We start from the raw sequence: 23,938 nt of genomic DNA, 5'->3' as shown, positions 1-23,938 counted from the left end.
ATCAGTATGCCTGCTCCAATACCGCAACCACTAATTGCTCAAATGATAAACCCGCCACCTTAGCAGCCTTAGGCACTAAGCTGGTTTCGGTCATGCCGGGTACCGTATTCACTTCTAACAACCACCATTGACCGCTTTTATCACGCATTAAGTCGACGCGCCCCCAACCGCTGGCGGCCACGGCTTTAAACGCCGCCACACTTAGCTCGCCCAACGCCTGCTCATCCGCATCGCTTAAGCCACAAGGGCACAGGTATTCGGTATCACCGGATTGATACTTAGCCGAGTAGTCATAAAAGTCGTGGGTGGTGCGCAGGCGAATGGCCGGCAGTGCAGTCTCACCTAAAATACTGACCGTATATTCGTCGCCATCAATAAAACGCTCCAGCAACACCTCTGCGTCAAATTTGAACGCTTCTTCGATGGCCGCGATTAAAGTTGGCGCATCTGTGGCCTTGGTCATGCCGATACTGGAGCCTTCATTGGCCGGTTTAACGAAGATGGGACCGGCAAATTTCGCCAACAAAGCGCTCGCGTCTTCGGCCTTAAACTGGCCTTTGTGTACCACACTAAATTCAGCCGTGGGCAAACCCAGCGTCTTCCATACTTGCTTGGTACGAATTTTATCCATAGCCAAGGCCGCGCCCAGTACCCGAGAGCCCGTGTAGGGCAGGCCTAAGTGCTCCAGTGCGCCTTGCAGGGCGCCGTCTTCACCGCCACGGCCATGCACCACAATAAAAGCCCGCTCAAAGCCGTCCGCGGTGAGTTGCGCCAAAGGATAGCCTTGAGTGTCGATGCCGTGGGCATCCACGCCGGCGCGCTGTAAGCCAGCCAGCACGGCGGCACCGGAGCGCAACGACACTTCTCGCTCCGCCGCATGGCCGCCAAACAAGACCGCTACTTTACCGAATGATGTCATGCCTGCTCTCCTTGCTGCATTGCAGCTATCGATAATTGTAATTGGCCTAAAGTACGGGCCAAGCCGCCCACATTACCGGCGCCTTGAGTCAACACTAAATCACCGTCTTGCAGCAACTCAGCCAGTACTTGAGGCACCTCGGCGGGGCTGGCCACGAAGATTGGCTCCATCTTGCCACGGCTGCGAATTGAGCGGCATAAAGCTCGGCTATCGGCACCGGGAATAGGGGTTTCGCCGGCACTGTACACCTCAAGCAAGATCAGTACATCGGTTTTCGATAATACATCCACAAAATCTTCATAGAGATCCCGGGTGCGGCTGTATCTGTGCGGCTGGTAAATGGTCACCAAGCGGCGCTCTGGCCAACCAGCACGCACTGCATTTTGCGTGGCGCGCACTTCACTGGGGTGATGACCATAGTCATCGACCAGCTTGGCTTGTCCCTTGCCTGTATCAAATTCACCGTATTGCTGAAACCGACGACCCACGCCTTCAAACTTGATCAGCGCCGCCAAAATGGCCTCATCCGCCACGCCATCTTCACAGGCCACGGCAATGGCCGCAGTGGCGTTTTGCGCGTTATGGCGGCCGGGTAAATTCAGTTGTACGTCCAAGCAAGAGCCATCAGGGCGACACACCTTAAAGCGGCAGTTGTCCCGCTGTTGGCTAAAGTCGGTAATGCGATAATCCGCATCATCCACAAAGCCATAGGTCACGCACTGGCGGCTAATGCGCGGCATCAGCTCGCGCACTACCTCATCATCCACACAGAGCACGGCGAGCCCGTAGAACGGCAAGTTATGTAAAAAGTCGACGAAAGTATCTTCCAACTTACTGAAGTCGCCGCCGTAGGTGTCCATGTGATCCGCTTCGATATTAGTCACAATCGACACCATAGGCTGCAGATGCAAGAAAGAGGCATCGCTCTCATCGGCTTCAGCAATCAAGTAACGGCTGCTGCCTAAACGCGCATTACAACCAGCGCTATTTAACAGGCCGCCAATCACGAAGGTAGGATCGCGCCCCGCTTCGCCGTAAATACTGGCAATTAAGCTGGTGGTGGTGGTTTTACCGTGAGTGCCGGCGACCGCCACGCCATGGCGAAAGCGCATCAACTCCGCCAGCATTTCTGCACGACGCACCACCGGAATACGCAGCTCTCTTGCGGCCATCAATTCCGGATTATCTTCTTGAATGGCGGTAGAAATTACTACTACGCTGGCGTCTGCTACTTGCTCAGGCCCGTGGCCTAAATAAATTTTCGCACCCATGGCCATCAAACGGTCGGTCACCGGGTTATAGGCAATATCGGAGCCAGAAATAACATAACCTTCGTTGGCTAGCACTTCGGCAATACCGCCCATACCGGCGCCACCTATGCCGATAAAGTGAATGCGACGCACGCGACGCATCTCGGGGACTGTGCTTCTGAGTTTTGCCAGTTCAACTTTGGTCATGCCATTCTCTCATTTATTTTGCTACGGCGCGTAAGCTCTCGATTACTCGCTCTGCAGCGTCCGTGATAGCTTGAGTACGCGCAAGCTGTGCCATAGCCAGCAACTGCGCTCTATTATTCATTAATTGCTGCAGCTGGTCGGCCAAGGAGCGGGCCGTTAACTCAGACTGAGGCAGTAAAAGTGCCGCACCTTGATCGGAAAGCACGCGGGCATTCTTCGTTTGATGATCGTCCACCGCGTGGGGCAGCGGTACAAAAATCGCCCCCACACCGGCGGCAGCAATTTCTGACACCGTTAGCGCGCCGGCACGGCACACTACCAAATCTGCTTGGCCATAGGCCGCCGCCATATCATCAATAAAATCACTGACTTCGGCTTCAATGCCCAAATCTTGATAACTCGCCCGCACCGCCTCACTGTTACCTTTGCCGGTTTGATGGCGGACCTTGATATTATCGGGCATAGCATTGCCTGCCAATGCGATCGCCTGCGGCAGCACTTCATTTAAAATTTTGGCGCCTAAACTACCGCCCACTACTAATAAACGCAACGGCTGCGGGTCCAGCGAAATGCGTTCATCAGGAGCCGGTAACGCTAACACCTCGGCGCGCACCGGATTACCCACCAGTTGAGTGTTGTTAAGCTCTGCAAAGGGACCGGCAAAGGCGATTAATACCCGTTTCGCGAGGCGTGCCAATAACTTATTGGTCATGCCAGCGGCGGCATTTTGCTCGTGTAGCACTAATGGAATGCCCGCCAGCCAAGCCGCTACGCCGCCGGGCCCAGACGCAAAACCGCCCATGCCCAGCACCACATCGGGTTTAATCTTGTTTAAAATACCGCGGGCCTGCCAAGTGGCACGCAAAATATGCAAAGGCGCCAACAACTTACGCTTTAAACCATTACCGCGTACTCCAGCAATGGCGATAGTGTGCAAGGGATAACCGTGCGCAGGCACCAATTGTGCCTCCATACGCTCGGCAGTACCCAGCCAATGAATATTCCAGCCTTGGGCGCGTAATAGCTCAGCTACCGCTAGCCCCGGGAACACATGGCCGCCAGTGCCACCGGCCATCACCAATAAGGTTTTGGCCGGCAAGGTACTGGTAACGGGGCGGGTTTGAGCTTGCTCAATAGACATTACAGGGCCTCCCTTTGTCTGGCTTGCATATGGTCACGGCGCCATTCAAAGTCGATGCGCAGTAAAATCGCCACCGCCGTGCTGATCACCAGCAAGCTGGAGCCGCCGTAGCTGACTAAGGGCAGCGTGAGGCCCTTGGTGGGCAACATGCCTGACGCGGCGCCCACGTTAACCACGGTTTGAAAGCTAAACCAAATGCCGATGCCCATCGCCAGATAACCTTCGTATTGACGACCACCCAATAACACTTTTTGTCCGATATGCAGCGCCTTAAAGGCCAGCCACGCTTGCAGCAATAGCACCAAGATCACGCCGGTAAAGCCCAGCTCTTCGCCCAAAATCGCAAACACAAAGTCAGTGTGCGCTTCCGGTAAATATTCCAACTTTTGAATCGAGTTGCCTAAGCCTTCACCAAACCAGCCACCGCGACCAAAGGCCATTAAAGACTGCGTCAGCTGATAGCCGCTGCCAAACGGATCTTCCCACGGGTTCAAAAACGAAGTGACGCGGCGCATTCGATACGGCGCATTCACAATCAAAAACACCAATAAGCCTATCCCTAGCCCTACTAGGCTGAGGAATTGACTCAAGCGGGCACCGGCCAAAAATAACATGCCTAAGGTAGTCACAAACAGCACCACCACCGAGCCTAAATCCGGCTGCATAAGCAGCAATACCGAGATCACGCCCATCACCGCCAGCGGCTTGATAAAACCTCGCCACTTACCGCGCACTTCATCTTGGCGGCGCACTAAATAACCGGCCAAAAAGGTGAACAGCGCCAGCTTGGCAATTTCTGCGGGCTGTACGTTTAACAGCCCTAAGGGTAACCAGCGCTGACTGCCGTTAATCTCACGGCCGACGATCAACACCAGCACTAACAACAGAATAGAAAAAAGCAAAAAGGCGGTATTAAATTGCTGCCAACGCTCCATGGGCACTTGCAACATAAACACACTTAACAATAAGCAGATCACCAAGAAAATGCCGTGGCGCTTCACGAAGTGAAAGGGGTCATTGCCTACATTGATGCCCTCGGCGATGGACGCCGACGACACTATCACTAAGCCGATGGCCATTAAGCTCAGGGCTAAAATCACCAATTGACGATCGTAAATTAACCCCTGAGAGGGTCGCAACAACCAGTTGCTGCCGAAGGTTGGCCACTTCATAGGGCCTCCACCAAAAGTGCCTCCACTAGCTTAATAAAGTGCTCACCGCGTAGTTGATAGTTGCCATACATATCGAGGCTGGCACAAGCCGGCGCAAACAACACAGTATCGCCTGCTGTGGCCTCTGCCGCGCACCAAGCTACCGCTTCATCTAAGGTGTGCACTTCATGGGTGTTAGTGGCCAAGGCTAATAATTGCGCGCGGTCTTGACCAAAACACACCATGGCCGCCAGCTTATCGTTAAGCAAAGGCACTAAAGGCGAGAAGTCTTGCCCCTTGCCCTGCCCGCCAGCAATCAACCATAAGCGTCCGCCTGCGTCACTTAAGCCATCAATGGCCGCCAAGGTAGCCCCCACATTGGTAGCTTTACTGTCATTGACCCACAGCACGCCATTTTTTTCGGCGACAAATTGGCATCTGTGCTTTAAGCCCGTAAAACGGCGTAACACGGCCACTTGTGCCGTCTCGCTAATGCCCGCTTGATCCGCCAATGCCATGGCCGCCAAGGCATTAAGCTGATTGTGCGTGCCCAATATTTTTAAGTCCGCTACCGGCAACACCGGTTGGCCTGCACGACTTAACCATAACTGGCCATCATGCGCGACTCGGCCATAGGCTTGGTCATCTAGGCCAAAGCTGGTGATGGCGTGGGCGCTGGGGGATAACCATGTAGGCACTTGGGTTTGGTCGTCTTCACGGTTATACACCGCCTGCTCAGCACCTTGATAAATACCAAGCTTGGTATCACGATAATGAGCCAGCGAGTCATAACGATCTAAATGATCTTCGCTAATATTCAGCACAGTGGCGGCACTAGCAGCTAGGCTCGGCGTGGTTTCTAGCTGAAAGCTCGACAGCTCTAACACCACTAATTCAAGCTCTGTAGATAAGAGCTCCAGCGCTGGTGTGCCGATATTACCGCCCACGCCCACCTTAATGCCTGCCTCGGCGGCCATCTCACCCACTAGGGTAGTGACGGTACTCTTACCGTTTGAGCCGGTAATGGCAATAATAGGAAGCGCTTTATCGCCTCTTGAGCAAGCACGCACCAATAACTCAACATCACCGATAATTTCCACACCCGCCGCTAGTGCTTGCTGTAACTCAGGCGTAGCCAAGGGCACACCTGGGCTGGCAACAATCAGCTCAGCGGCTAGTAAAGGCGCCAGCTCCAGGCCGCCAAAGTAGCGTTCAATCGAATCAGGTAATTGCTCGGCACCCGGTGGGCGGCTACGGGTATCCATCACCACAGGCGTAATACCGCACTGTAGGCAATACTGCAGCACAGACAATCCAGTCTGCCCTAAGCCAAGGATCAGGATACGCTCGGGTAGCATGCTTTATCTTACCTTTAAAGTAGCGAGGCCAATTAGCACCAGCATCAGCGTAATAATCCAGAAACGGACGATCACTCTGGGCTCAGGCCAGCCTTTTAATTCGTAATGGTGATGAATGGGTGCCATGCGAAAAATGCGCTGGCCCCGCAATTTATAAGAGCCCACTTGTAAAATCACCGACAGGGTTTCAATGACGAAAATCCCGCCCATGATCACTAATAAAAACTCTTGGCGCACCAGTACCGCAATGATGCCTAAGGTGGCGCCCAGTGCCAGTGAGCCCACATCACCCATAAATACTTGTGCCGGATAAGTGTTAAACCATAAAAACCCTAAGCCCGCACCTATGATGGCGGTGCAAAACACCATCAGCTCGCCCGCATGAGCCACATAGGGAATATGCAGATAAGCGGCAAAATTCACGTTACCCGTCGCCCACGCCACCAAGGCAAAACCCGCGGACACCATCACCACCGGCATAATGGCTAAACCATCCAAGCCATCAGTCAGGTTCACCGCGTTGCTAGAGCCGACAATCACGAAATAGCTCAAGATAATAAAAAATAGCCCCAGTTGTGGCATCACATCTTTAAAAAACGGCATCACGAGCTGAGTTTGCGCCGGATCTTGGGCCACCGCATAAGCGGCCACGGCGGCGACTAAGGCGGCGGCGGACTGCCAAAAGTACTTCCAGCGCGCCACGAGTCCGTCGGTATTCTTGCGCACTACTTTGCGATAGTCATCGACGAAGCCAATGGCACCAAACGCACCCAGCACAAACAACACTATCCAAACGTAGGGGTTATCTAAGCGCGCCCACAACAACACGGTGACGAAGATGGAGATCAAGATCATCAAGCCGCCCATGGTGGGCGTGCCGGCTTTGCTGAAATGGGACTCGGGGCCGTCGTTGCGCACCACTTGGCCAATTTGCAGGTTTTGTAAGCGCCGGATTAAGTGCGGTCCCATCCATAAGCAAATCACCAGACCGGTTAAAATCGAGATCACCGCTCTAAAAGTCAGATATGAAAATACGTTAAAAAAGCTGAAATGAGGGGTCAGCCACTCCGCTAGCCACACTAGCATGGGCTTTGCTCCTGAATGGCGCGCACTATCTCTTCCATGCGCGCACTGCGTGCACCTTTAATCAAAACCACGACCTTATGATGTTGCGCCAATGCCTCAAACAAGACAGGCGTTAATTGTTGTTTATCAGCAAAGTGCTGCCCTTGTGCCGCTTGTGCCGTGAACTGGCTATCTTGACCGACCGTGAATACACAATCGATGCCGAGCTTTTTCGCATGTTCACCCACTTGAATGTGCATCTGCTTGCTGTAACTACCCAGCTCTGCCATGTCGCCAAATACGAACACGCGAAAGCCCGGTAAGCTGGCCAGCGTATCAAGACCGGCCAATACCGAGGCCACACTGGCGTTATATGTATCATCTAACACCGTCAAACCCGGTCGCGTCCATACTTCTAAGCGTCCTGCAGACGACGAAAACTGGCTCAAGCCCTCGGCAATATCACTCAAACTGGCGCCCAACGTCTCGGTGCCGGCGGCGGCGGCCAGCGCATTGGCCACATTATGTTTGCCGGGCACGGGTAACTTTATGGCCACCTCGCCTTGGGGCGTAAGCAAGCGAAACTGCGCACAGCCGGCTTTATCCAATTGAATATCGCGGGCCTGATAATCTTTGTGTTCGCCAAAGCACACCAATTCGTGTTGCTCTTTCCACAGCTTGCAGAACGGGCTGTCGCCGTTAGCTATCGCCACGCCGCCCTCTACCAAACCGGAATAGATTTCGCCCTTGGCTTGCGCCACGCCTTCCAGCGAGCCAAAGCCTTCAAGGTGTGAGGCTTCGACGTTATTAATAATGGCCACATGGGGTTGCGTTAAGGAGCTGGTCCAGGCAATTTCGCCCACATGATTGGCACCCAGCTCTACCACCGCATAGTCGGTGTCTGTGGTTAGCTCACACAAGGTCAGCGGCACGCCTATCTCATTATTCAAATTGCCTTTGGTGGCCAATACCGTGCCTTTTTGACGCAAGATGGACGCCGCCATTTCCTTAACCGTGGTTTTGCCACAGCTGCCGGTAATGGCCAACACTTTGGCCGAGCTTTGCTCACGCACCAAGCCACCCAACACGCCTAATGCTAAGCGGGTGTCGGCGACTTTTATTTGTGCCACCTCTGCGGCTAACTCCAACCAGCGCTCCACCAATACAGCGCTGGCACCTTGATTAATTGCGGCTTCGGCAAAATCATGGCCATCGAAGCGCTCGCCCGACAAGGCCACAAATAACCCACCCTTAGGCAAGGGTTGGCGACTGTCGGTAGTGACCTGAGAGATATTGCCATCAGCACCGCGCAGCTCACCGCCCGAGGCGTCGGCTAATTGGCTTAAAAGAAGCGCTATCATGCCCCTAACTCCAACAAGGCGGCCACGGTTTCTCGGTCGCTATAATGCATTTTTTCGCTACCCACTATCTGATAGTCCTCATGGCCTTTACCGGCCACTAAAATAATATCGTCCACCCCCGCCTGTGCAATCGCATAAGCAATGGCTTCGGCGCGGTTGTGCACTACGGTAACCGCATCGGCATCCGTTAAGCCTTGGCGCATATCGTCGATAATGGCGCTGGCGGATTCGGTGCGCGGGTTATCGTCGGTTAATACCAACACATCCGCACCTTGTTCTGCGGCAGCCGCCATCAGTGGCCGTTTGCCTTTATCGCGGTCACCGCCACAGCCCACCAAACACCATAAACGGCCTTTACAATGTTGGCGCAGTGCTTCTAATACTTGCTCTAAGGCATCCGGCGTATGGGCATAATCCACCACTACTAACGGCCGATTGGCCGCCGTAAAGGGCTCCATGCGCCCGTCAACACCAGATAATTGCGGTGCCGTGGCTAGCAAGCGCTCAAAGGGCTCGCCTAGGGCTAACAAGGCGCCCATGGCCGCTAATAAGTTAGCCACATTGAAACGCCCCATTAGGGGGGCGGATAATACACCATTCCCCCAGTCGGAGTTAATGGCCACTTTCATGCCATCGGGATAAAAATGCACGGTTTCGGCCACTAACTGCTTACCGGCAAAATCGCTCAGCCGACCATGCATGCTATAAGCAATGGCTTGAGGGTACTGACTCAACCAACGACGACCCACTGGGTCATCGGCGTTAATGACGCGAGCTTGGTCACACATCTCAAATAGCTGGCGCTTAGCTTCGCCATATTCCGCCATGGTGGCGTGATAATCCAAATGGTCACGACTGAGATTGGTAAACACCGCCACCTTAAAGTGCAACGCCGCCACTCTATGTTGATGCAAGCCGTGGGAAGACACTTCCATGGCAAGACGCTTAGCGCCTGCCGCTTGCAATGCAGCCAACTCTTGCTGCACTTGCAACGGGGAGCCGGTGGTATTAATGGCTGGCTGTAATTGGCCGTAAAGACCATTACCGAGCGTGCCCATCACCCCCGCTTGGGTGCCAAGCAAGCCGCTCCAGTTGGCAATCAATTGCGTAACCGTACTCTTACCATTAGTACCGGTAACGCCCACCAGCGGCAGACTTCTTGATGCATCACCGTAAAAAATGCCGGCCAGCAAGGATAAATATTTGGGTAGCTGATAGACGTTGAGCAAGCGGTGATCTTGATGATCCAAACCTGCTTGTTCCGGCGTATCCACTTCGACTAGCACAGCCGCCGCACCTTGTTCTAATGCGCCACCAATAAATTGACGACCATCTTGGCTGTGGCCGTTAACAGCAATAAACAGGCAACCGGGCGTCACGGCCCGGCTATCTAAAGTTAAAGATTCTATGCTAATCGCTGGCGCCGACAGCCCCAAAGGCACCGCTAAGTCTCTAAGTGTGAGGGACACGTTTTGCCTCCTGACCTGCTAAATTAAATTGCTCTTGTTTCGCTGCATCTGGGCGAATATTCATTAACTGCAGCGCACCACTCATCACCTCGGCAAACACAGGTGCTGACACTTGGCCACCATAATATTGGTCACCTTGAGGCTCGTTCATCACCACCACCATGGCGAAACGGGGGTCGCTAATCGGGGCCACACCGGCAAATATGCCCACATAATCGTTACCATAACCGCCGGCAATGGCTTTGCGTGATGTACCGGTTTTACCGCCGACTCGATAGCCAGGAATAGCCGCATTACCTGCGGTACCGCCTGGGCCTACCACGGCTTCCAGCATCTTCAATACTGCGTCCGCATGCTGCCTCGGCACCACTTGCTCACCAACGGGCGGCTGATCCCGCTTCAGAATACTTAAGGGATAGCGCACGCCGCCGTTGGCGATCACCGCATAGGCTTGGGCCAATTGCAGCGGCGTGGTCGTGAGGCCATAACCAAAAGATAAGGTCGCCTTTTCAATGTCAGACCAACGGCGGCGCTGCGGCACCAATCCTGAGCTTTCGCCCACCAAGCCGGTGCCTGAGTCTATGCCAAGGCCAAAGCGATATAAGGTATCGATTAACTGTTCAGGGGTTTCTTGTAAGGCCATGCGCACCATGCCCATGTTGGAGGAGCGCATTAAAATCGTTTCTACACTAATGGGACCGAGATTTCGGGTATCTGACACCCGTTTACCGCCCAAGCGCATCCAGCCGGGGCTAGTATCGACAATAGAATCTGCCTGCACCACACCATTCTCCAACGCACTGACCACAATCAGCGGCTTTAAGGTAGAGCCCGGCTCGTAGGCATCGGTGGCGGCGCGGTTTCGCGCTCTAAAGCTTTGGTATTGCCCGCGATTATTGGGATTAAAAGAGGGCGTATTAACCATGGCCAGCACTTCGCCGCTTTTTACGTCAATCATCACTAAGGAGGCGGACGTGGCACGGTGAAACTCACTGGCACGTTTAAGCGAGCGATAAGCCAATGCTTGAATGCGCTGATCAATACTTAAATGAATATTATTGGCTTGGCGGGCTTCTGACACTACGCCTAGATCTTCGATAATCCGCCCCATGCGGTCTTTACGCACTCGGCGTTCACCCGCTTGCGCGGTCAACCAATCGTTATAGCTGCGCTCTATGCCCTCAGTACCGTTACCGTCGATATTAGTCATGCCCACCATGTGGGTATTGATTTCACCGGTCGGATAAAAACGGCGCTCTTCGGGACGCAAATGCACGCCCGGCAGGCGTAATTTACGAATATACTCGGCCACCGCTGGCGTTACTTGGCGCTGCAAATACACGAAACGGCGCTTAGGGTTTTCTACTTGCTTGATAAGCTTATCCCGCGGTACGCCCAGCACATCGGCCAGCGCCTGCCAGGCTTGTTCTTTTTCTAAGCTTAATTCTGCGTGTACTTGCTTAGGGTCGGCCCACACCGCTTGTACCGGCACCGACACCGCCAGCTCTTCACCGTTTCTGTCCATCACCATGCCACGGGTGGTGCTGGTCACGGCAGTACGCAAAGAGCGCATATCGCCCTCCATGCGCAATCGGTCCGGTGACACCACTTGAATCCAAGCTGCACGCGCAAATAAAGAACCAAATGCCAGTAAGATCACGCCACACACAGTGATAAAGCGCCATCCGACCAGCATGGGTTCTTTTTTAGTTTGCTTACGCCGTCTCATCGTTGCATCACCAATTTTTCCTCGGCCGGAGCGGCTCTTTTCATGCCAAGTTTATCTCGGGCCAGCAGCTCAATTCGGCTGTGCTCCATTAGGGTATTTTGTTCTAACAAGAGGTGGCGCCACTCGATATCTAATCTATCTTGCTCGGCCATTAATTCGTTATATTCGCTGGTCAGTTGCCGGGTGCCTTGAGTTACCACTATCACTAAGAGGGCGGAACCAATCACCAACACGGCCAACAACAGTAGCCACTTATAGCGCACTAAATCTTGGCCAACTTCCTTGGCCAGATTGATCCGTCCCCCTCTCACTGGTCGCTATCCAAACGACGCGCCACCCGCAACACTGAGCTGCGCGAGCGAGGATTCGCTTCGACTTCGGCCGCGCTTGGCTTTTGTGCCTTACCGGTACTTTTCAATAAGCGCCCGCCGGACAGCTGCGCTTCGGTGAGTGGCAAACCTGGTGGTACCTCTGGCCCTAGCTCGTGTTTGCGAATAAAGCGCTTCACGATCCTGTCTTCTAACGAATGGAAGCTGATCACCGACAAACGGCCATCGGTGGCCAGCACCTCTAAGGCGCCGTCCAGTGCTTGTTCTATTTCGTCCAGCTCGCCGTTGATATGAATACGGATCGCCTGAAAGCTGCGGGTCGCCGCATGCTTATGTTTATCTTTGCTAGGGCTAACACGCGCTATCATCTGCGCCAAGGCACGGGTACGGGTGTAGGGCTCGGTGGCACGATCAAAGACGATGGCCCGAGCAATTTTACGGGCAAACTTTTCTTCGCCGTAATTTTTTAGTACCCAAGTGATGTCATCTTCACTCGCCTTTTCCAGCCACTCGGCAGCACTTTGGCCAGTAGTAGTGTCCATGCGCATATCGAGCGGGCCGTCTTTTTGAAAGCTAAAGCCGCGTTCCGCTTCATCGAGCTGGGGCGAAGACACGCCTAAGTCCAGCAGCACGCCGTCTATTTGCCGTGTTAAGCCCAACTCTGCCATCATGTTCGCGAGCTGAGAAAAGGGGCCGTGTAAAATCTGAAAGCGCGGGTCGGTAATGGTAGCCGCTTCAGCGATGGCTTGCGGATCGCGGTCGATGGCATATAAGCGGCCTTGTGGGCCAAGCTTGGAGAGAATATGGCGAGAATGGCCACCGCGACCAAAAGTACCATCCACATAAATACCGTCGGGTTTAATGTTTAAGCCATCTACTGCTTCATGCAGCAATACCGTTATGTGTGCCTTTGGCTGGTCCAAATGTTCGCTTATCTGTTGGCTCATGTTATAACCCAAAATCCCGCAGTCGTGCCGATGAGGCCCAGTCTTCATTAGGAAGTGCCTGCAAATCATCGTTAATTTGTTGTTGCCAGCGCGCCTCATCCCAAATTTCAAATTTATTGAGTTGGCCCACTAGCATAATTTTTTTCTCAAGACCGGCGTGCTGGCGCAAGGTACTGGGCAATAACACCCGCCCTTGGCCGTCCAGCTCACACTCGGCCGCATGCCCCAATAACACCCGCTGTAAACGACGCTCTTGGGAGTCCATGCGTGAAAGTAAACGGAGCTTTTTTTCGATTAGCTCCCATTCAGGCAGCGGATATAACAGCAAACAAGGCTCAAAAATATCCACAGTACACACCAAAATACCTTCCGCATCATCGCGGCATTTATCTCGAAACCGAGTCGGTATTGCCAAACGCCCCTTGCTATCTAGGCTGATGGCGTGTGTCCCACGCAGCATTATGAGTCCTTAGCGACTAAAATGTTCCACAAAAAACCACTTTTTCCCACTTCGCTTGATTGTAAGGAGCCAGCGGCTGCTTTTCAAGCAACATGTAGTAACCAGTAAGCAACACAGAACCGTTTTTCATTACGGAATCGACTAAACGCCGTACTTTTGACTGCCACTTACATCTCAATTGGATACTTATATCTGTCACTGATAAGAAGCGAATGGGCCCAGCAACGAAAAAACGCAGCCGAAGCTGCGTTTTTAAATGGTGGGAGTTGGCCTTATAAGCCGGGTTTTGTATCGAGCAAGCTCGATTAGTAATCATTCCTCTAGGCCAGCAATCGCTCACTGGCTCAAGCAACCTACCCGCCTCCAGCGCGGGCCGCGCCCATGGAGGCCTATTTGGTCTTGCTCCGGGTGGAGTTTACCGTGCCACGAACTGTTGCCAGTCGCGCGGTGCGCTCTTACCGCACCCTTTCACCCTTACCTGTGCTCTTACGAGCCATCGGCGGTTTACTCTCTGTTGCACTAGTCGTGAGCTCACGCTCCCCAGGCGTTACCTGGCACCCTGCCCTATGGAGCCCGGACTTTCCTCCCCTCCGCCCGTATGCCCGAGGGCACAACGACGAAGCAGCGATTACCCAGCCAACTCCGCCGCGGATTGTACACCAGCCTCGCCTTTATACCAATGTTGAATGCTGAATTTTTAACTATGAGTTAAAGACCAACACTTAAAGACAAACCATCTTCGCAACGGAATCCGCAGAACCCACGGAAAAATAGCGATTAAATCTGAAAGAGCTAAAATTAAAAACATTTTTATTGTTAAGAAACCGGATCTGTAGATGCGATGCTCAGTTTTTAGCTCTTACCATTGAATAAGCACTTGTCGTTCTTATCTCAGCTTAATTTTTCCGCGTTCTTCCGTGGGTTCCGTTGCAAAATTTTTTGATCTTAGCCCTTAATTCAACATTAAAAATTCAACATTAAAAATTCAACACTCAACATTATCTCTAGCGGCTAAAGTCCATTCTCTAACCCGTACTTGTACAGGGCATTTTTCTTCGAGCCGTGGATCTCTGCGGTCAATCCAGCAGCTTTTTTTAGTGGCAGCTCGCTACACAGCAAAGTTAACGTGCGCAGCACTTCTGCCGACAATTCATCTTCAACGCTGGGGCGATAGCCGGCCACCATCAATACAATTTCGCCGCGACTACGGTTGGTATCTTCACCCAACCACTGCAACATTTCACCGGCGGGCAGGCTGTGAATCGACTCAAAGGTCTTGGTGATTTCACGGGCCACCACTAATTGACGCTCTGGGCCTAACACTTCCACTATCGCGGCCACGCTGTGTAGTAAACGCCGGGGCGATTCATAAAAAATTAAGGTGCGCGGTTCGTCTTTTAATTGTTCGATTTTATCTAAGCGCGCTTTTTCTTTGCTAGGTAAAAAACCCTCAAAGGCGAAGCGATCCGTGGGCAAGCCTGCGGCGGATAAAGCAGTAATAGCGGCACAAGGGCCGGGCAGTGCGATCACTTGAATGCCCGCCTCACGACAGCGATTGACCAAGTGATAACCGGGGTCGCTGATCAAAGGCGTGCCTGCATCCGAGACTAGGGCTACACTTTGTCCGCCTACTAGGCGCGCCACTAGCTGCTCGGACTTATATTGCTCATTGTGGTCGTGTAACGCCCAGGTAGAGGTATTAATCTGGTAATGAGATAGCAGTTTCGCCGTATGACGGGTATCTTCACAAGCTATTAAATCAACCTCTTGTAATGTATCCAGTGCACGCTGGCTGATATCATTCAGGTTTCCGATGGGGGTTGGCACTATATAAAGTGCAGCGGCTTGGCTCATGAGAACTCCTGTCGAGCAATTGTTTCACCGTCATGGCCCTATTAGAATTAGGACTAGAATGACACAGCTTGGGATTAAAGGGATTGGCAACATTACATCACAGCAAGAGTGTAACACGGCTATTATGCACCTTGGTGCTTTCATATTTGCTACTAGCCTGTGGCACTGGGACTATTTCGCAGCGGTTTCCAGATACTCCGCCAGACATGTTTAGCACCATCGAACAAAGTGGCGAACAATATCTAAAACAAACGCGCAACGCTAACCCCGCCGATGCTTTTAGTTGGCAAGTGTTAGCTATTCGCGCCTGGCTGCAAGAAAACAACGTGCTGGCGGCGAAAAATCAGCTGGTGCAGTTACAAAAAACCGCAACTCCAGAGCAGCAGCCGATATTGAGCTTATTGGAAGCACAAATGGCGCTGGTGACTGGCCATGACGGGCTCGCCGAGCAACTGCTGACCAACATAGAGCCCGACCGCTTAGCGCCCAATGTGCTCGGCTATTACTTGTTGTTACAAGCGAATCGGTTCGAACAGCAAAGCCAGCCGATTGCGGCGGCGGATATGTTGGCACAACGCCATCAATACCTAGCCGGACCCGCACAGCAAGCCAACTTAGAACGCATCTATGCACTACTTGCGCCCATCTCTAGCGATATGCTGCGCGGCGCACTCACTGAGAAATATGAGCCCACCACTCAGGCGTGGTTGCGATTAATGGCGATTTTAAATGCTCCAAGCACCAATGACGAACAGCGCAACTGGCAGCTCAACTCTTGGCGTAACAGCTACCCCGAGCATCCGGGCGCATATTACCTGCCAGAAGGCTTGGCCGAGAGCAGCATGCTGGCCCTCGACAGCTATCAGCCGAGCCACATTGCGGTGCTACTGCCCTTAACGGGTCAGTTAGCGCCCCAAGCGGCGGCTATTCGTAATGGCATTGAGCGTGCTCATCAAGGCCAAGCTTCACGCTTAAGCTTTTTTGATACCCAAACCAGTGACATGGCTAAGGTATATCAGCAACTGCAAGCCGCCGGTGCCGACTTTATTATTGGTCCGCTACTTAAAGGTGATATAGCGGCCTTGGCTAATCTGGATCCGGCGATGCCGCAATTGGCGTTAAATATGCCGCCGCAAAAACTAGGCTTAGCCCATCGCTATTACTTTGCTTTATCGCCCGAAAGTGAAGCCGCCGATGCCGCACAGCATATGTGGGAGCAAGGTCATCGCCAACCCTTGGTGTTTGCACCGGGCAATGAACTGGGTAAACGCAGTGCCACCGAGTTTAATCGGGTTTGGAAACAGCTTAGTGGCCAAGGCGCGCGCCTTGCCTATTTTAGTAGCCAGCAAGCCATAGAAGCCGATGTACGCCGCGCGCTCAATACCAAAGCCAGCGCCAGTATCAGCCAGCCACTTGCGGCCGGCGTGATCCAGCCCATTGGTGACAATGCGCCGGCGGCCAGCAATGGCGCTATCGATTCGCTATTTATGGCCTCTAACGCCACCGAAACGCGCTTTATCCTGCCCTACTTTGACTTTGTGCGTGACAGCCGAGCCCAACGCTTCCCGACTTATGTTACGTCGCGCAGCTTTATTCCCGGCGGTTCAGCGCCCATGAGCGAGCTGAATGGCGTCAAGCTTGGGGACATGCCGTGGATCTTTGGCGAGCAAGCACAGCTTATGGCTGAGGTAGAACAGCAATGGCCTAATAGCAGCAGCGCTTGGTTACGCTTATTTGCGCTCGGTTATGATGCGGTTAATATCATCCCGCAGCTTAACGATTTGCGCATGGGAACGATGGCGACCTCGGGCTTAACCGGCGACATTAGCATCAATGAGCAAGGTCTCATCGAGCGCCGCTCGTTGTGGATGGAGTATCAGGATGGCGACTGGCAAACCGAAGGCTACCAAGCCCCAGCTGACACGACTGAAGAACTTAATCTCGAGCGTGAGCAAGAACTTGAGCGCGAGTTTGAGTCGCAAGGGTAAGTCATCCGCCACCCAAGCGGCCCGCTCCCCGACCCAAAGCAAGGGCGAGCAGTTTGAACGCCGCGCCGAGCAGTTTTTACTGAGCCAAGGGTTAACCTTGGCTGCACGCAACTACTGGTGCAAGCTCGGCGAAATTGATTTAATCATGTATAGCGACTGCACCTTAGTGTTTGTAGAGGTACGTTATCGCAGTCATGGTTATTTTGGTGGCGCAGCCGCCTCGGTGACGCCCGCTAAGCAACAGAAGCTGCGCCGTGCAGCCTTATACTATTTACAAGCACAGGGCTTAAACGAAGCACAACAGCCCTGTCGTTTTGATTTAATCGCCTATGAAGGTATGGATCTTCATTGGTTACAGAACGCCTTTTAAGGAACAGCAATGCAGGACGAGATCAAAGCCAGCTTCACCGAAAGTATTCAAACTAAGATTGCCGCCGCCGAAGCGCTGCCCGATGATATTTTAGCGGCCGCGCAAATGATGGTGATGTGTTTATTAAACGGTAATAAATTATTGGTATGCGGCAATGGCGGCTCTAATGCCTTGGCACAATTATTTGTCAGTGAATTGATTAACCGCTATGAAACCGAGCGCCCCGCGCTGCCCGCTATTTGTTTAACCCTAGATACCTGCAGCATCAGTGCCATTGCCGTGGACCAACACTTTGATGAAGCCTATGGCCGCCAAATTCGGGCCTTAGGTCAAGAAGGTGATGTGTTAGTGGTGATCTCCACCAGTGGCAATAGCCGTAATCTTATTAAAGCGGCAGAAGCCGCACTCAGCCGTGATATGACTATAGTGGCCTTGAGCGGCAAAGATGGCGGTGAGCTGGCCGGTTTATTAGGCCCCAATGATGTAGAGATTCGGGTACCGGCGCTGCGTGCGCCGCGCATTCACGAAGTCAATTTATTAACACTGCACTGCTTGTGTGACTTGATTGATCGTACTTTGTTCCCGCAAGAGGAAGATGAATAATGAGCCATAAACTCCCCCTAATTTTTGCTGTAACCCTACTTTTACAAGGCTGTGCAGGCGTGATGCTCGCCGGTGCCGGCACCGGGATCGGCTCCATCACCGACCGCAGAGCCGTCTCCACCCAAGTCAGCGACCAAGCGGTAGATATGCGCGCCACACATCGCTTAGGCACCACTAATCCTTTGTGGGCAGACAGCCGCGTGGTGGTGATCACCACCAATGGCAAGAGTTTATTAGTTGGCCAAACACCCACCCAAGAATACAGTCAACAAGCAGAAGCCGTGGTGAAAGGCGTGCCCGGCGTGACGGAAGTCTTTAATGAGCTGCGCATTACCGCCCCGCTCGATATCACGGCACGCAGTCAGGACACTTGGCTCACCTCTAAGGTAAAAAGTACTTTATTGGCCGAAAAGAACATCGATGGCACTAAAGTCAAAGTCGTCACTGAAAATAGTGAAGTATTCTTGATTGGCTTAGTTACGCAAAAAGAAGCGGATATCTCAGTGCAATTAGCCCGTAATATCGCCGGTGTAAAACGGGTGATTACGGTATTTGAATTTGTGCAGGCGGCCCCCTAATCAAGCAAAGAGATAACCCACGCCCTTTTCATTCCTCTATTCGCCTAGCTTTTTTGGCTCAGAGCTCAGCTGGCTGAATCTTCAAACGCTAATAGAGGAATGTGGCCGCGATTATGCCTGCCTAGCCCTCCTTTCCTGAACCTCATTAATTTTTACTGAGATTAAAGGTTTTTTTTCGTCAAGCGCCGATATATGCTGCTTAACCAGCTAATAACACTGTAGTTAGTGTGAGTATTCATACGCGAGTAGACGCGAGCATTTACCTTAGGACATAGCGTTAAAGACATGGAGTTTCATATGACATCTCAGGTGCCGCTTACCGGCAGAGAAAAAACCATCGACCCTACTGGCGTACTGATCTCCAGCACTGATCTGGAAGGAAAAGTCACCTTTTGTAATGAGCAGCTGTATCAGTTTACCGGTTACTCCAGCGAGCAAGTGATCGGTGAGCTACAAATGCACTTAGGCGCTGGCGGCGTGCCCAGCTCTATTTTCACCGATCTTTACAGCTCACTGCAGGCGGGTAAAGCCTATATCGCCGTGTTAAAAAATCGCTGCCACAACGGCGACCATTACTGGGCTGACGTTTATTTCACTCCTAAGTTTGATGGCGATAAATTAGCCGGCATCGACTCTATTCGTACCCAGCCTAGCCCTGAGTGTGTGGCGCGCGCCAAAAAAGAATATCCCAAACTAACCAACGCTAAAAAGCCCAGCTTCAGCCTACGCAACTGGTGGTCAGGCCTCAGCCTGCATGGCAAGTTTACGGGCTTAAGCGGCTTATTGTGTGCGGGTGCGCTGGCTCTGCTGCTCTCCCTCGTTCCTGGCGCTGAACTGACACTGTCTGCCACCTTTGCCGTGTTGTGGCTAGGCCTAATGTTGGGCGGTTATGCACTGACTAAAGGCTTGCGCCAATTAGAGCAGAGCTCACGCCAAGTCATAGATAATCAGTTAGCCACCTTAATTTATACCGGTCGCCAAGATGAAGTCGGCCAGTTACAGCTGACCATACAAGTACTGCAGGCCAAGCTTAAAACTGCCTTGGGTCGAGTGGGGGATGCGGCCGATGACCTAGTAAGCCAAGCCAGCCAAGCGGAGCGTGCTATTAGCTCAACTCAGGCGGAAATTAGCCGCCAAGAGTTAGACATAGAGCAAATTGCCGCCGCTATGAATGAAATGACGGCTACGGTGGCAGAAATAGCACGCAACACCACAGATGCCTCAAGCAGCGCCAATACAGCTAAGACCGTCGCCAGCGAAGGCAGCATTAACGTGCATCACACCAGTGAGCAAATGGCTAAGCTGGCCGAAAATGTGCGCCAATCCACCACTGTGATAGCGTCATTGGAAAAAGACAGCCATGAGATAAGCGACGTGCTTACCGTGATCCGCAACATTGCCGAACAGACTAACTTATTAGCCTTAAATGCCGCCATTGAAGCCGCCCGCGCCGGTGAACAAGGCCGTGGCTTTGCGGTAGTGGCCGATGAAGTACGTAGCCTTGCTGGGCGCACTCAAGGCTCCATTGCCGATATTGAGCAAACTATAGCGCGGCTGCAAAGTACCACCCACCAAGCGGTGAGCGTGATGGCCGAATGTTTAACACTGGCCAATAATGGCGTAGCTCAGACGCAAACCTCTGAAAGCTCCATTGAGGAGATAGCGCAACAAATTAGTTTGATGAACGATTTGAATATGATGATTGCCAGCGCCGCCGAGCAACAATCCCACGTATCTGGTGAAATCACCAACAAGGTGCGTTTGATCAGCCAGTCAGCAGAAAGCACCTCGGGCCACGCCCAAGATAATATGCAAACCAGTTATGAAATGGCCCAGCTCACCCAACAGCTGAAGGATATTATTGATAGTTTCAGCGTGCGCGCTCTTAAAGCGTGAGGCGTGAAAATCCCCACTCTTTACACCTCACTCCTCACCACCTATTTCAGCCATAAAAAAACGCAGCCCTGGGGCTGCGTTTTTGCTTCTAGTCACCGATTAATTATTTAGCTACTAGCTACTTAGCTACTTAGCTACTTAATTATTTAACGACGCGTAAGCTGGGTCTGCCCTTCTTAGGCGGCGTACTTGGCGGCGTAGTTGGATCATCTGGCTCTGTGCTTGAGTCAATGCTTTTCGGCCCTTCGGCGTCTAAGCTGGCAAGCCAAGCATCATAAGCAACTTCAGGTGGGAAAAAAGTGCCAGCACCGTTTTCCCTGGCCTGAATCGACACCACGGCCGCCATAGGTACATATACCTGAAATGGCGAACCACCAAAACGCGCGCTAAAACTCACCGCATCGTTATCCATCTGTAAGCCAACGACGGCCGTGGGTGCTATGTTCAGCACTATCTGGCCATCTTTAACATACTGCTGTGGTACCGTGGTGTGCGGCAAGCTCGCATTCACCAGTAAATGAGGCGTTAGTTCGTTATCTAACAGCCACTCATAAAAGGCACGCAACAGATAAGGACGGCTGGGTGTCAGATTTTCCATAGTTAAATCTTACCACCGATATCGCGCTCAGCTTCGGTCATGGAAGCTTGATACGACTCACGCTCAAACAAGCGGATCATATAGCCTTTCAGCTCTTTAGCACCACGGCCCGACAGCTCGATACCCAGAGATGGCAAACGCCATAACAAAGGTGCCATGTAGCAATCCACCAAGCTGAACTCTTCACTCATAAAGTAAGAATACTCGCCAAATATCGGGGCTACCGCTAACAAAGCTTCGCGTAATTCTTTGCGGGCTTCATCGGCTTTATCGTTACGCTGAATACGCTCAACTAAGGAATACCAGTCTTGTTTGATGCGATGCATCATCAAACGGCTGTTACCGCGCGCAACCGGATAAACCGGCATCAGCGGTGGATGAGGAAAACGTTCATCCAGATATTCCATGATGATGTCTGATTCATACAACACCAGCTCACGGTCAACCAAAGTCGGCAAAGTGCCGTACGCATTCAGTTCCAGCATTTCTTCAGGGAGCGCATCCAGCTCAACTTGGCTGATTTCAACGCTGACACCTTTTTCAGCCAACACGATACGTACTTGGTGACTGTAAATATCTTCAGCACCCGAAAACAACGTCATGATAGAACGTTTATTAGCCGCAACTGCCATTAGATCCTCCACAAATCATAAACAGGAACGGCAATGAAGCATTTTTGCCCCATTGCCGCCCCAAAAGTTAGCTTAGACGATGTCTAATCAGTGTACGTCACGCCAGTATTCTTTCTTCAACAGGTAACCGAAGACAAAGAAGATAGCTAAGAAACCGAGTACCCAATAGCCAATACGATGACGTTCCAGCTTAATGGGATCTGAGGAGTAAGCTAAGAAGTTAACGATATCTAATACTGCAGCATCGTATTCTTCCCCGCTCAACTCGCCATTACCATCCACTTCGATGCCAACGGGCGTGGTGACTTCTTCACCATCCACGGTATGTACTTGGGTTTTTAACCTAGCGCTACCTTGCAGTGGCTCCAACACGTGGGGCATGCCCACCGATGGAAACACCAGGTTGTTCACGCCAAATGGACGCTCGTCATCTTTATAGAAAGAACGCAAATAGGTATATAACCAGTCAGTGCCACGCACCCGTGCTACCAGTGTTAAATCTGGTGGTGGGGCGCCAAACCAAGTGGCTGCGTCTTTTTCTGGGATGGAGTTTTTCATCAACTCACCGATAGGTACACCGGTAAAGTTGAGGTTAGCCTGCATCACATCTTCTGGAATGCCTAAGTCTTCAGCTACGCGGTTATAACGCTGGTGCTGAGTACCGTGGCAACCCGCACAATAGTTCATGAACAATTTAGCGCCATTTTGCAATGAGGCCTTATCGGTCAAGTCATAATGCGCCTTGTCTAGCTTGACCGCACCTGAGGCGAAGGCCAAGGCTGGCAAAAAGGCGAGTACAGCAATGATTAACTTCTTCATTAAAATGTCACCCTCTCTGGCAGCGGCTTGGTTCTTTCGTTTTTACTGTAGAAGAACAACAGTACAAAGAAGGCGAAATAACCAAAAGAACAGATTTGTGCCAACAACGTCAGTACAGGAGTAGAAGGCAAAGTACCCAACACACCCAAGATGATGAAGCAGATCACAAACTGAATGATATTCAACAAGTGCAGTTTGCTACGGTAGCGGAACGAGCGCACGTTGCAACGGTCAAGCCAAGGCAACAAGAACAGCACAGCTATCGACAGCCCCATCAAGATAACACCGGTTAACTTATCAGGAACCGCACGCAAAATGGCGTAGAAAGGCGTGAAGTACCACACTGGCGCTATGTGCTCAGGAGTCTTCAGGCTATTGGCCGCTTCAAAGTTTGGCGCTTCTAAGAAGTAACCGCCGCCATCTGGCAAAAAGAAGATGAAGAAGGCGAAGATAAACAAGAAGCCTGCCACGCCGACTACGTCTTTAACCGTGTAGTAAGGGTGGAATGGAATTGCATCTTTCGGCCAACCGTTTTCGTCTTTCACTTTCTTAATGTCGATACCATCTGGGTTATTAGAACCCACTTCGTGCAATGCCACTATGTGTAAGAACACCAGTATCACTAACACCAACGGCAGCGCTATCACGTGCAAGGCAAAGAAACGGGTCAAAGTGACGCCCGATATAACATAGTCACCACGGATCCACAGTGTTAAGTCATCGCCGATCACCGGAATGGCACCGAACAATGAAATAATAACCTGCGCGCCCCAATAAGACATCTGGCCCCAAGGCAACAGATAGCCCATAAAGGCTTCAGCCATCAGCACCAAGAAAATCAGCATACCGAACAGCCACAATAGTTCCCGTGGTTTCTGGTAAGAGCCATAGATCAGGCCGCGGAACATGTGCAGATACACCACCACGAAGAACGCAGAGGCACCGGTACTGTGCATATAACGCAGCAACCAGCCGTACTCCACATCACGCATTATGTATTCGATGGAGTTAAAAGCGCCGTCACCGGACGGATTGTAGTTCATGGTCAACCAGACGCCAGTCAGCAGCTGATTTACCAGCACCAACATGGCCAGTGAGCCAAAGAAGTACCAAAAGTTAAAGTTTTTCGGTGCCGGATACTGACCTACGTGCTTGTTGTAGGTCGCCGTCATCGGGATCCGTTCGTCGATCCAGTTTACGAGTTTACCCAACAT

Annotated in this window: 22 protein-coding genes and 1 other RNA gene; 5 read left to right on the top strand and 18 right to left on the bottom strand. The window is 52.1% G+C overall.

The features are described 5' to 3' along the window. Nucleotide 1: 1 nt before the first annotated feature. The 14 genes from CBP31_RS09835 to rsmI all read right to left on the bottom strand — a co-directional run bounded on the left by CBP31_RS09835 (nucleotide 2) and on the right by rsmI (nucleotide 15,240). Complete coding sequence (locus CBP31_RS09835) at nucleotides 2-919, bottom strand: D-alanine--D-alanine ligase (protein WP_087036832.1); 918 nt, start codon at nucleotides 917-919, stop codon at nucleotides 2-4. Further along, a complete protein-coding gene (gene murC, locus CBP31_RS09830) occupies nucleotides 916-2,376 on the bottom strand; it encodes a UDP-N-acetylmuramate--L-alanine ligase (RefSeq protein WP_087036830.1) in 1,461 nt (486 codons plus the stop codon). Before murC ends, CBP31_RS09835 begins: the two co-directional genes overlap by 4 nt. A 13-nt stretch (nucleotides 2,377-2,389) precedes the next feature. Next, entirely contained in the window at nucleotides 2,390-3,517 is a 1,128-nt protein-coding gene (murG, locus tag CBP31_RS09825; protein WP_087036829.1) for an undecaprenyldiphospho-muramoylpentapeptide beta-N-acetylglucosaminyltransferase, read from the bottom strand. After that, a complete protein-coding gene (ftsW, locus tag CBP31_RS09820; RefSeq protein ID WP_087036827.1) occupies nucleotides 3,517-4,689 on the bottom strand; it encodes a cell division protein FtsW in 1,173 nt (390 codons plus the stop codon). Before ftsW ends, murG begins: the two co-directional genes overlap by 1 nt. Next, nucleotides 4,686-6,026: a UDP-N-acetylmuramoyl-L-alanine--D-glutamate ligase gene (murD, locus tag CBP31_RS09815; protein WP_087036825.1), complete on the bottom strand. Its 1,341-nt coding sequence runs from the start codon at nucleotides 6,024-6,026 to the stop codon at nucleotides 4,686-4,688. The genes ftsW and murD overlap by 4 nt, the downstream gene beginning before the upstream one ends. A 3-nt stretch (nucleotides 6,027-6,029) precedes the next feature. Further along, complete coding sequence (mraY, locus tag CBP31_RS09810) at nucleotides 6,030-7,112, bottom strand: phospho-N-acetylmuramoyl-pentapeptide-transferase (RefSeq protein ID WP_087036823.1); 1,083 nt, start codon at nucleotides 7,110-7,112, stop codon at nucleotides 6,030-6,032. After that, nucleotides 7,106-8,452, bottom strand: coding sequence for a UDP-N-acetylmuramoyl-tripeptide--D-alanyl-D-alanine ligase (locus CBP31_RS09805; RefSeq protein ID WP_087036821.1), 1,347 nt, complete (start codon nucleotides 8,450-8,452; stop codon nucleotides 7,106-7,108). The genes mraY and CBP31_RS09805 overlap by 7 nt, the downstream gene beginning before the upstream one ends. Next, the gene (gene murE, locus CBP31_RS09800) at nucleotides 8,449-9,921 is read right to left on the bottom strand and encodes a UDP-N-acetylmuramoyl-L-alanyl-D-glutamate--2,6-diaminopimelate ligase (RefSeq protein WP_087036819.1); all 1,473 of its coding nucleotides are present in this window, start codon (nucleotides 9,919-9,921) and stop codon (nucleotides 8,449-8,451) included. Before murE ends, CBP31_RS09805 begins: the two co-directional genes overlap by 4 nt. After that, nucleotides 9,905-11,650, bottom strand: coding sequence for a penicillin-binding transpeptidase domain-containing protein (locus CBP31_RS09795; RefSeq protein WP_087036817.1), 1,746 nt, complete (start codon nucleotides 11,648-11,650; stop codon nucleotides 9,905-9,907). Before CBP31_RS09795 ends, murE begins: the two co-directional genes overlap by 17 nt. Beyond that, on the bottom strand, nucleotides 11,647-11,961 hold the full coding sequence (gene ftsL, locus CBP31_RS09790) for a cell division protein FtsL (protein WP_087036815.1): 315 nt from the start codon (nucleotides 11,959-11,961) through the stop codon (nucleotides 11,647-11,649). Before ftsL ends, CBP31_RS09795 begins: the two co-directional genes overlap by 4 nt. After that, on the bottom strand, nucleotides 11,958-12,926 hold the full coding sequence (gene rsmH / locus CBP31_RS09785; protein ID WP_087036813.1) for a 16S rRNA (cytosine(1402)-N(4))-methyltransferase RsmH: 969 nt from the start codon (nucleotides 12,924-12,926) through the stop codon (nucleotides 11,958-11,960). Before rsmH ends, ftsL begins: the two co-directional genes overlap by 4 nt. Before the next feature lies 1 nt (nucleotide 12,927). After that, nucleotides 12,928-13,386, bottom strand: coding sequence for a division/cell wall cluster transcriptional repressor MraZ (gene mraZ / locus CBP31_RS09780; protein ID WP_087036811.1), 459 nt, complete (start codon nucleotides 13,384-13,386; stop codon nucleotides 12,928-12,930). A 258-nt stretch (nucleotides 13,387-13,644) separates the two neighbouring features. Continuing rightward, an RNA gene (gene rnpB / locus CBP31_RS09775) (RNase P RNA component class A) lies at nucleotides 13,645-14,030 on the bottom strand. Between the two features lie 367 nt (nucleotides 14,031-14,397). Beyond that, nucleotides 14,398-15,240 (bottom strand): 16S rRNA (cytidine(1402)-2'-O)-methyltransferase, encoded by an 843-nt coding sequence (rsmI, locus tag CBP31_RS09770; protein WP_087036809.1) that lies wholly within the window; start codon nucleotides 15,238-15,240, stop codon nucleotides 14,398-14,400. Nucleotides 15,241-15,446: 206 nt separating this feature from the next. On the opposite strand from rsmI, the gene CBP31_RS09765 reads away from it, so the two are divergent. The 5 genes from CBP31_RS09765 (at nucleotide 15,447) to CBP31_RS09745 (ending at nucleotide 20,675) form a co-directional block, all read left to right on the top strand. After that, nucleotides 15,447-17,228, top strand: coding sequence for a penicillin-binding protein activator (locus tag CBP31_RS09765; RefSeq protein ID WP_227874992.1), 1,782 nt, complete (start codon nucleotides 15,447-15,449; stop codon nucleotides 17,226-17,228). Then, a complete protein-coding gene (locus CBP31_RS09760) occupies nucleotides 17,200-17,598 on the top strand; it encodes a YraN family protein (RefSeq protein ID WP_227874991.1) in 399 nt (132 codons plus the stop codon). Before CBP31_RS09765 ends, CBP31_RS09760 begins: the two co-directional genes overlap by 29 nt. A 9-nt stretch (nucleotides 17,599-17,607) precedes the next feature. Continuing rightward, nucleotides 17,608-18,201 carry a D-sedoheptulose-7-phosphate isomerase gene (locus CBP31_RS09755; protein WP_087036803.1) on the top strand — a complete coding sequence of 198 codons (594 nt, stop codon included), beginning with the start codon at nucleotides 17,608-17,610 and terminating at the stop codon, nucleotides 18,199-18,201. Continuing rightward, nucleotides 18,201-18,779: a division/outer membrane stress-associated lipid-binding lipoprotein gene (dolP, locus tag CBP31_RS09750; RefSeq protein ID WP_087036802.1), complete on the top strand. Its 579-nt coding sequence runs from the start codon at nucleotides 18,201-18,203 to the stop codon at nucleotides 18,777-18,779. Before CBP31_RS09755 ends, dolP begins: the two co-directional genes overlap by 1 nt. Nucleotides 18,780-19,076: 297 nt before the next feature. Continuing rightward, nucleotides 19,077-20,675 (top strand): methyl-accepting chemotaxis protein, encoded by a 1,599-nt coding sequence (locus tag CBP31_RS09745; RefSeq protein ID WP_161492514.1) that lies wholly within the window; start codon nucleotides 19,077-19,079, stop codon nucleotides 20,673-20,675. Nucleotides 20,676-20,817: 142 nt separating this feature from the next. On the opposite strand, the gene CBP31_RS09740 is transcribed toward CBP31_RS09745, so the two are convergent. The 4 genes from CBP31_RS09740 to CBP31_RS09725 all read right to left on the bottom strand — a co-directional run bounded on the left by CBP31_RS09740 (nucleotide 20,818) and on the right by CBP31_RS09725 (nucleotide 23,938). Continuing rightward, nucleotides 20,818-21,273, bottom strand: a complete 456-nt coding sequence (locus CBP31_RS09740) for a ClpXP protease specificity-enhancing factor (RefSeq protein ID WP_087036798.1) — start codon at nucleotides 21,271-21,273, stop codon at nucleotides 20,818-20,820. 2 nt (nucleotides 21,274-21,275) lie between these two features. Continuing rightward, nucleotides 21,276-21,905, bottom strand: coding sequence for a stringent starvation protein SspA (sspA, locus tag CBP31_RS09735; protein ID WP_087036796.1), 630 nt, complete (start codon nucleotides 21,903-21,905; stop codon nucleotides 21,276-21,278). 87 nt (nucleotides 21,906-21,992) lie between these two features. Next, complete coding sequence (locus CBP31_RS09730) at nucleotides 21,993-22,724, bottom strand: cytochrome c1 (protein ID WP_087036794.1); 732 nt, start codon at nucleotides 22,722-22,724, stop codon at nucleotides 21,993-21,995. Beyond that, nucleotides 22,724-23,938 (bottom strand): cytochrome b, encoded by a 1,215-nt coding sequence (locus CBP31_RS09725; protein ID WP_087036792.1) that lies wholly within the window; start codon nucleotides 23,936-23,938, stop codon nucleotides 22,724-22,726. The genes CBP31_RS09730 and CBP31_RS09725 overlap by 1 nt, the downstream gene beginning before the upstream one ends.

Origin of the sequence: Oceanisphaera profunda (genome assembly GCF_002157895.1) — a bacterium.
GTDB lineage: Bacteria > Pseudomonadota > Gammaproteobacteria > Enterobacterales > Aeromonadaceae > Oceanimonas > Oceanimonas profunda.
This window is presented reverse-complemented; position numbering and strand designations above follow the sequence as displayed.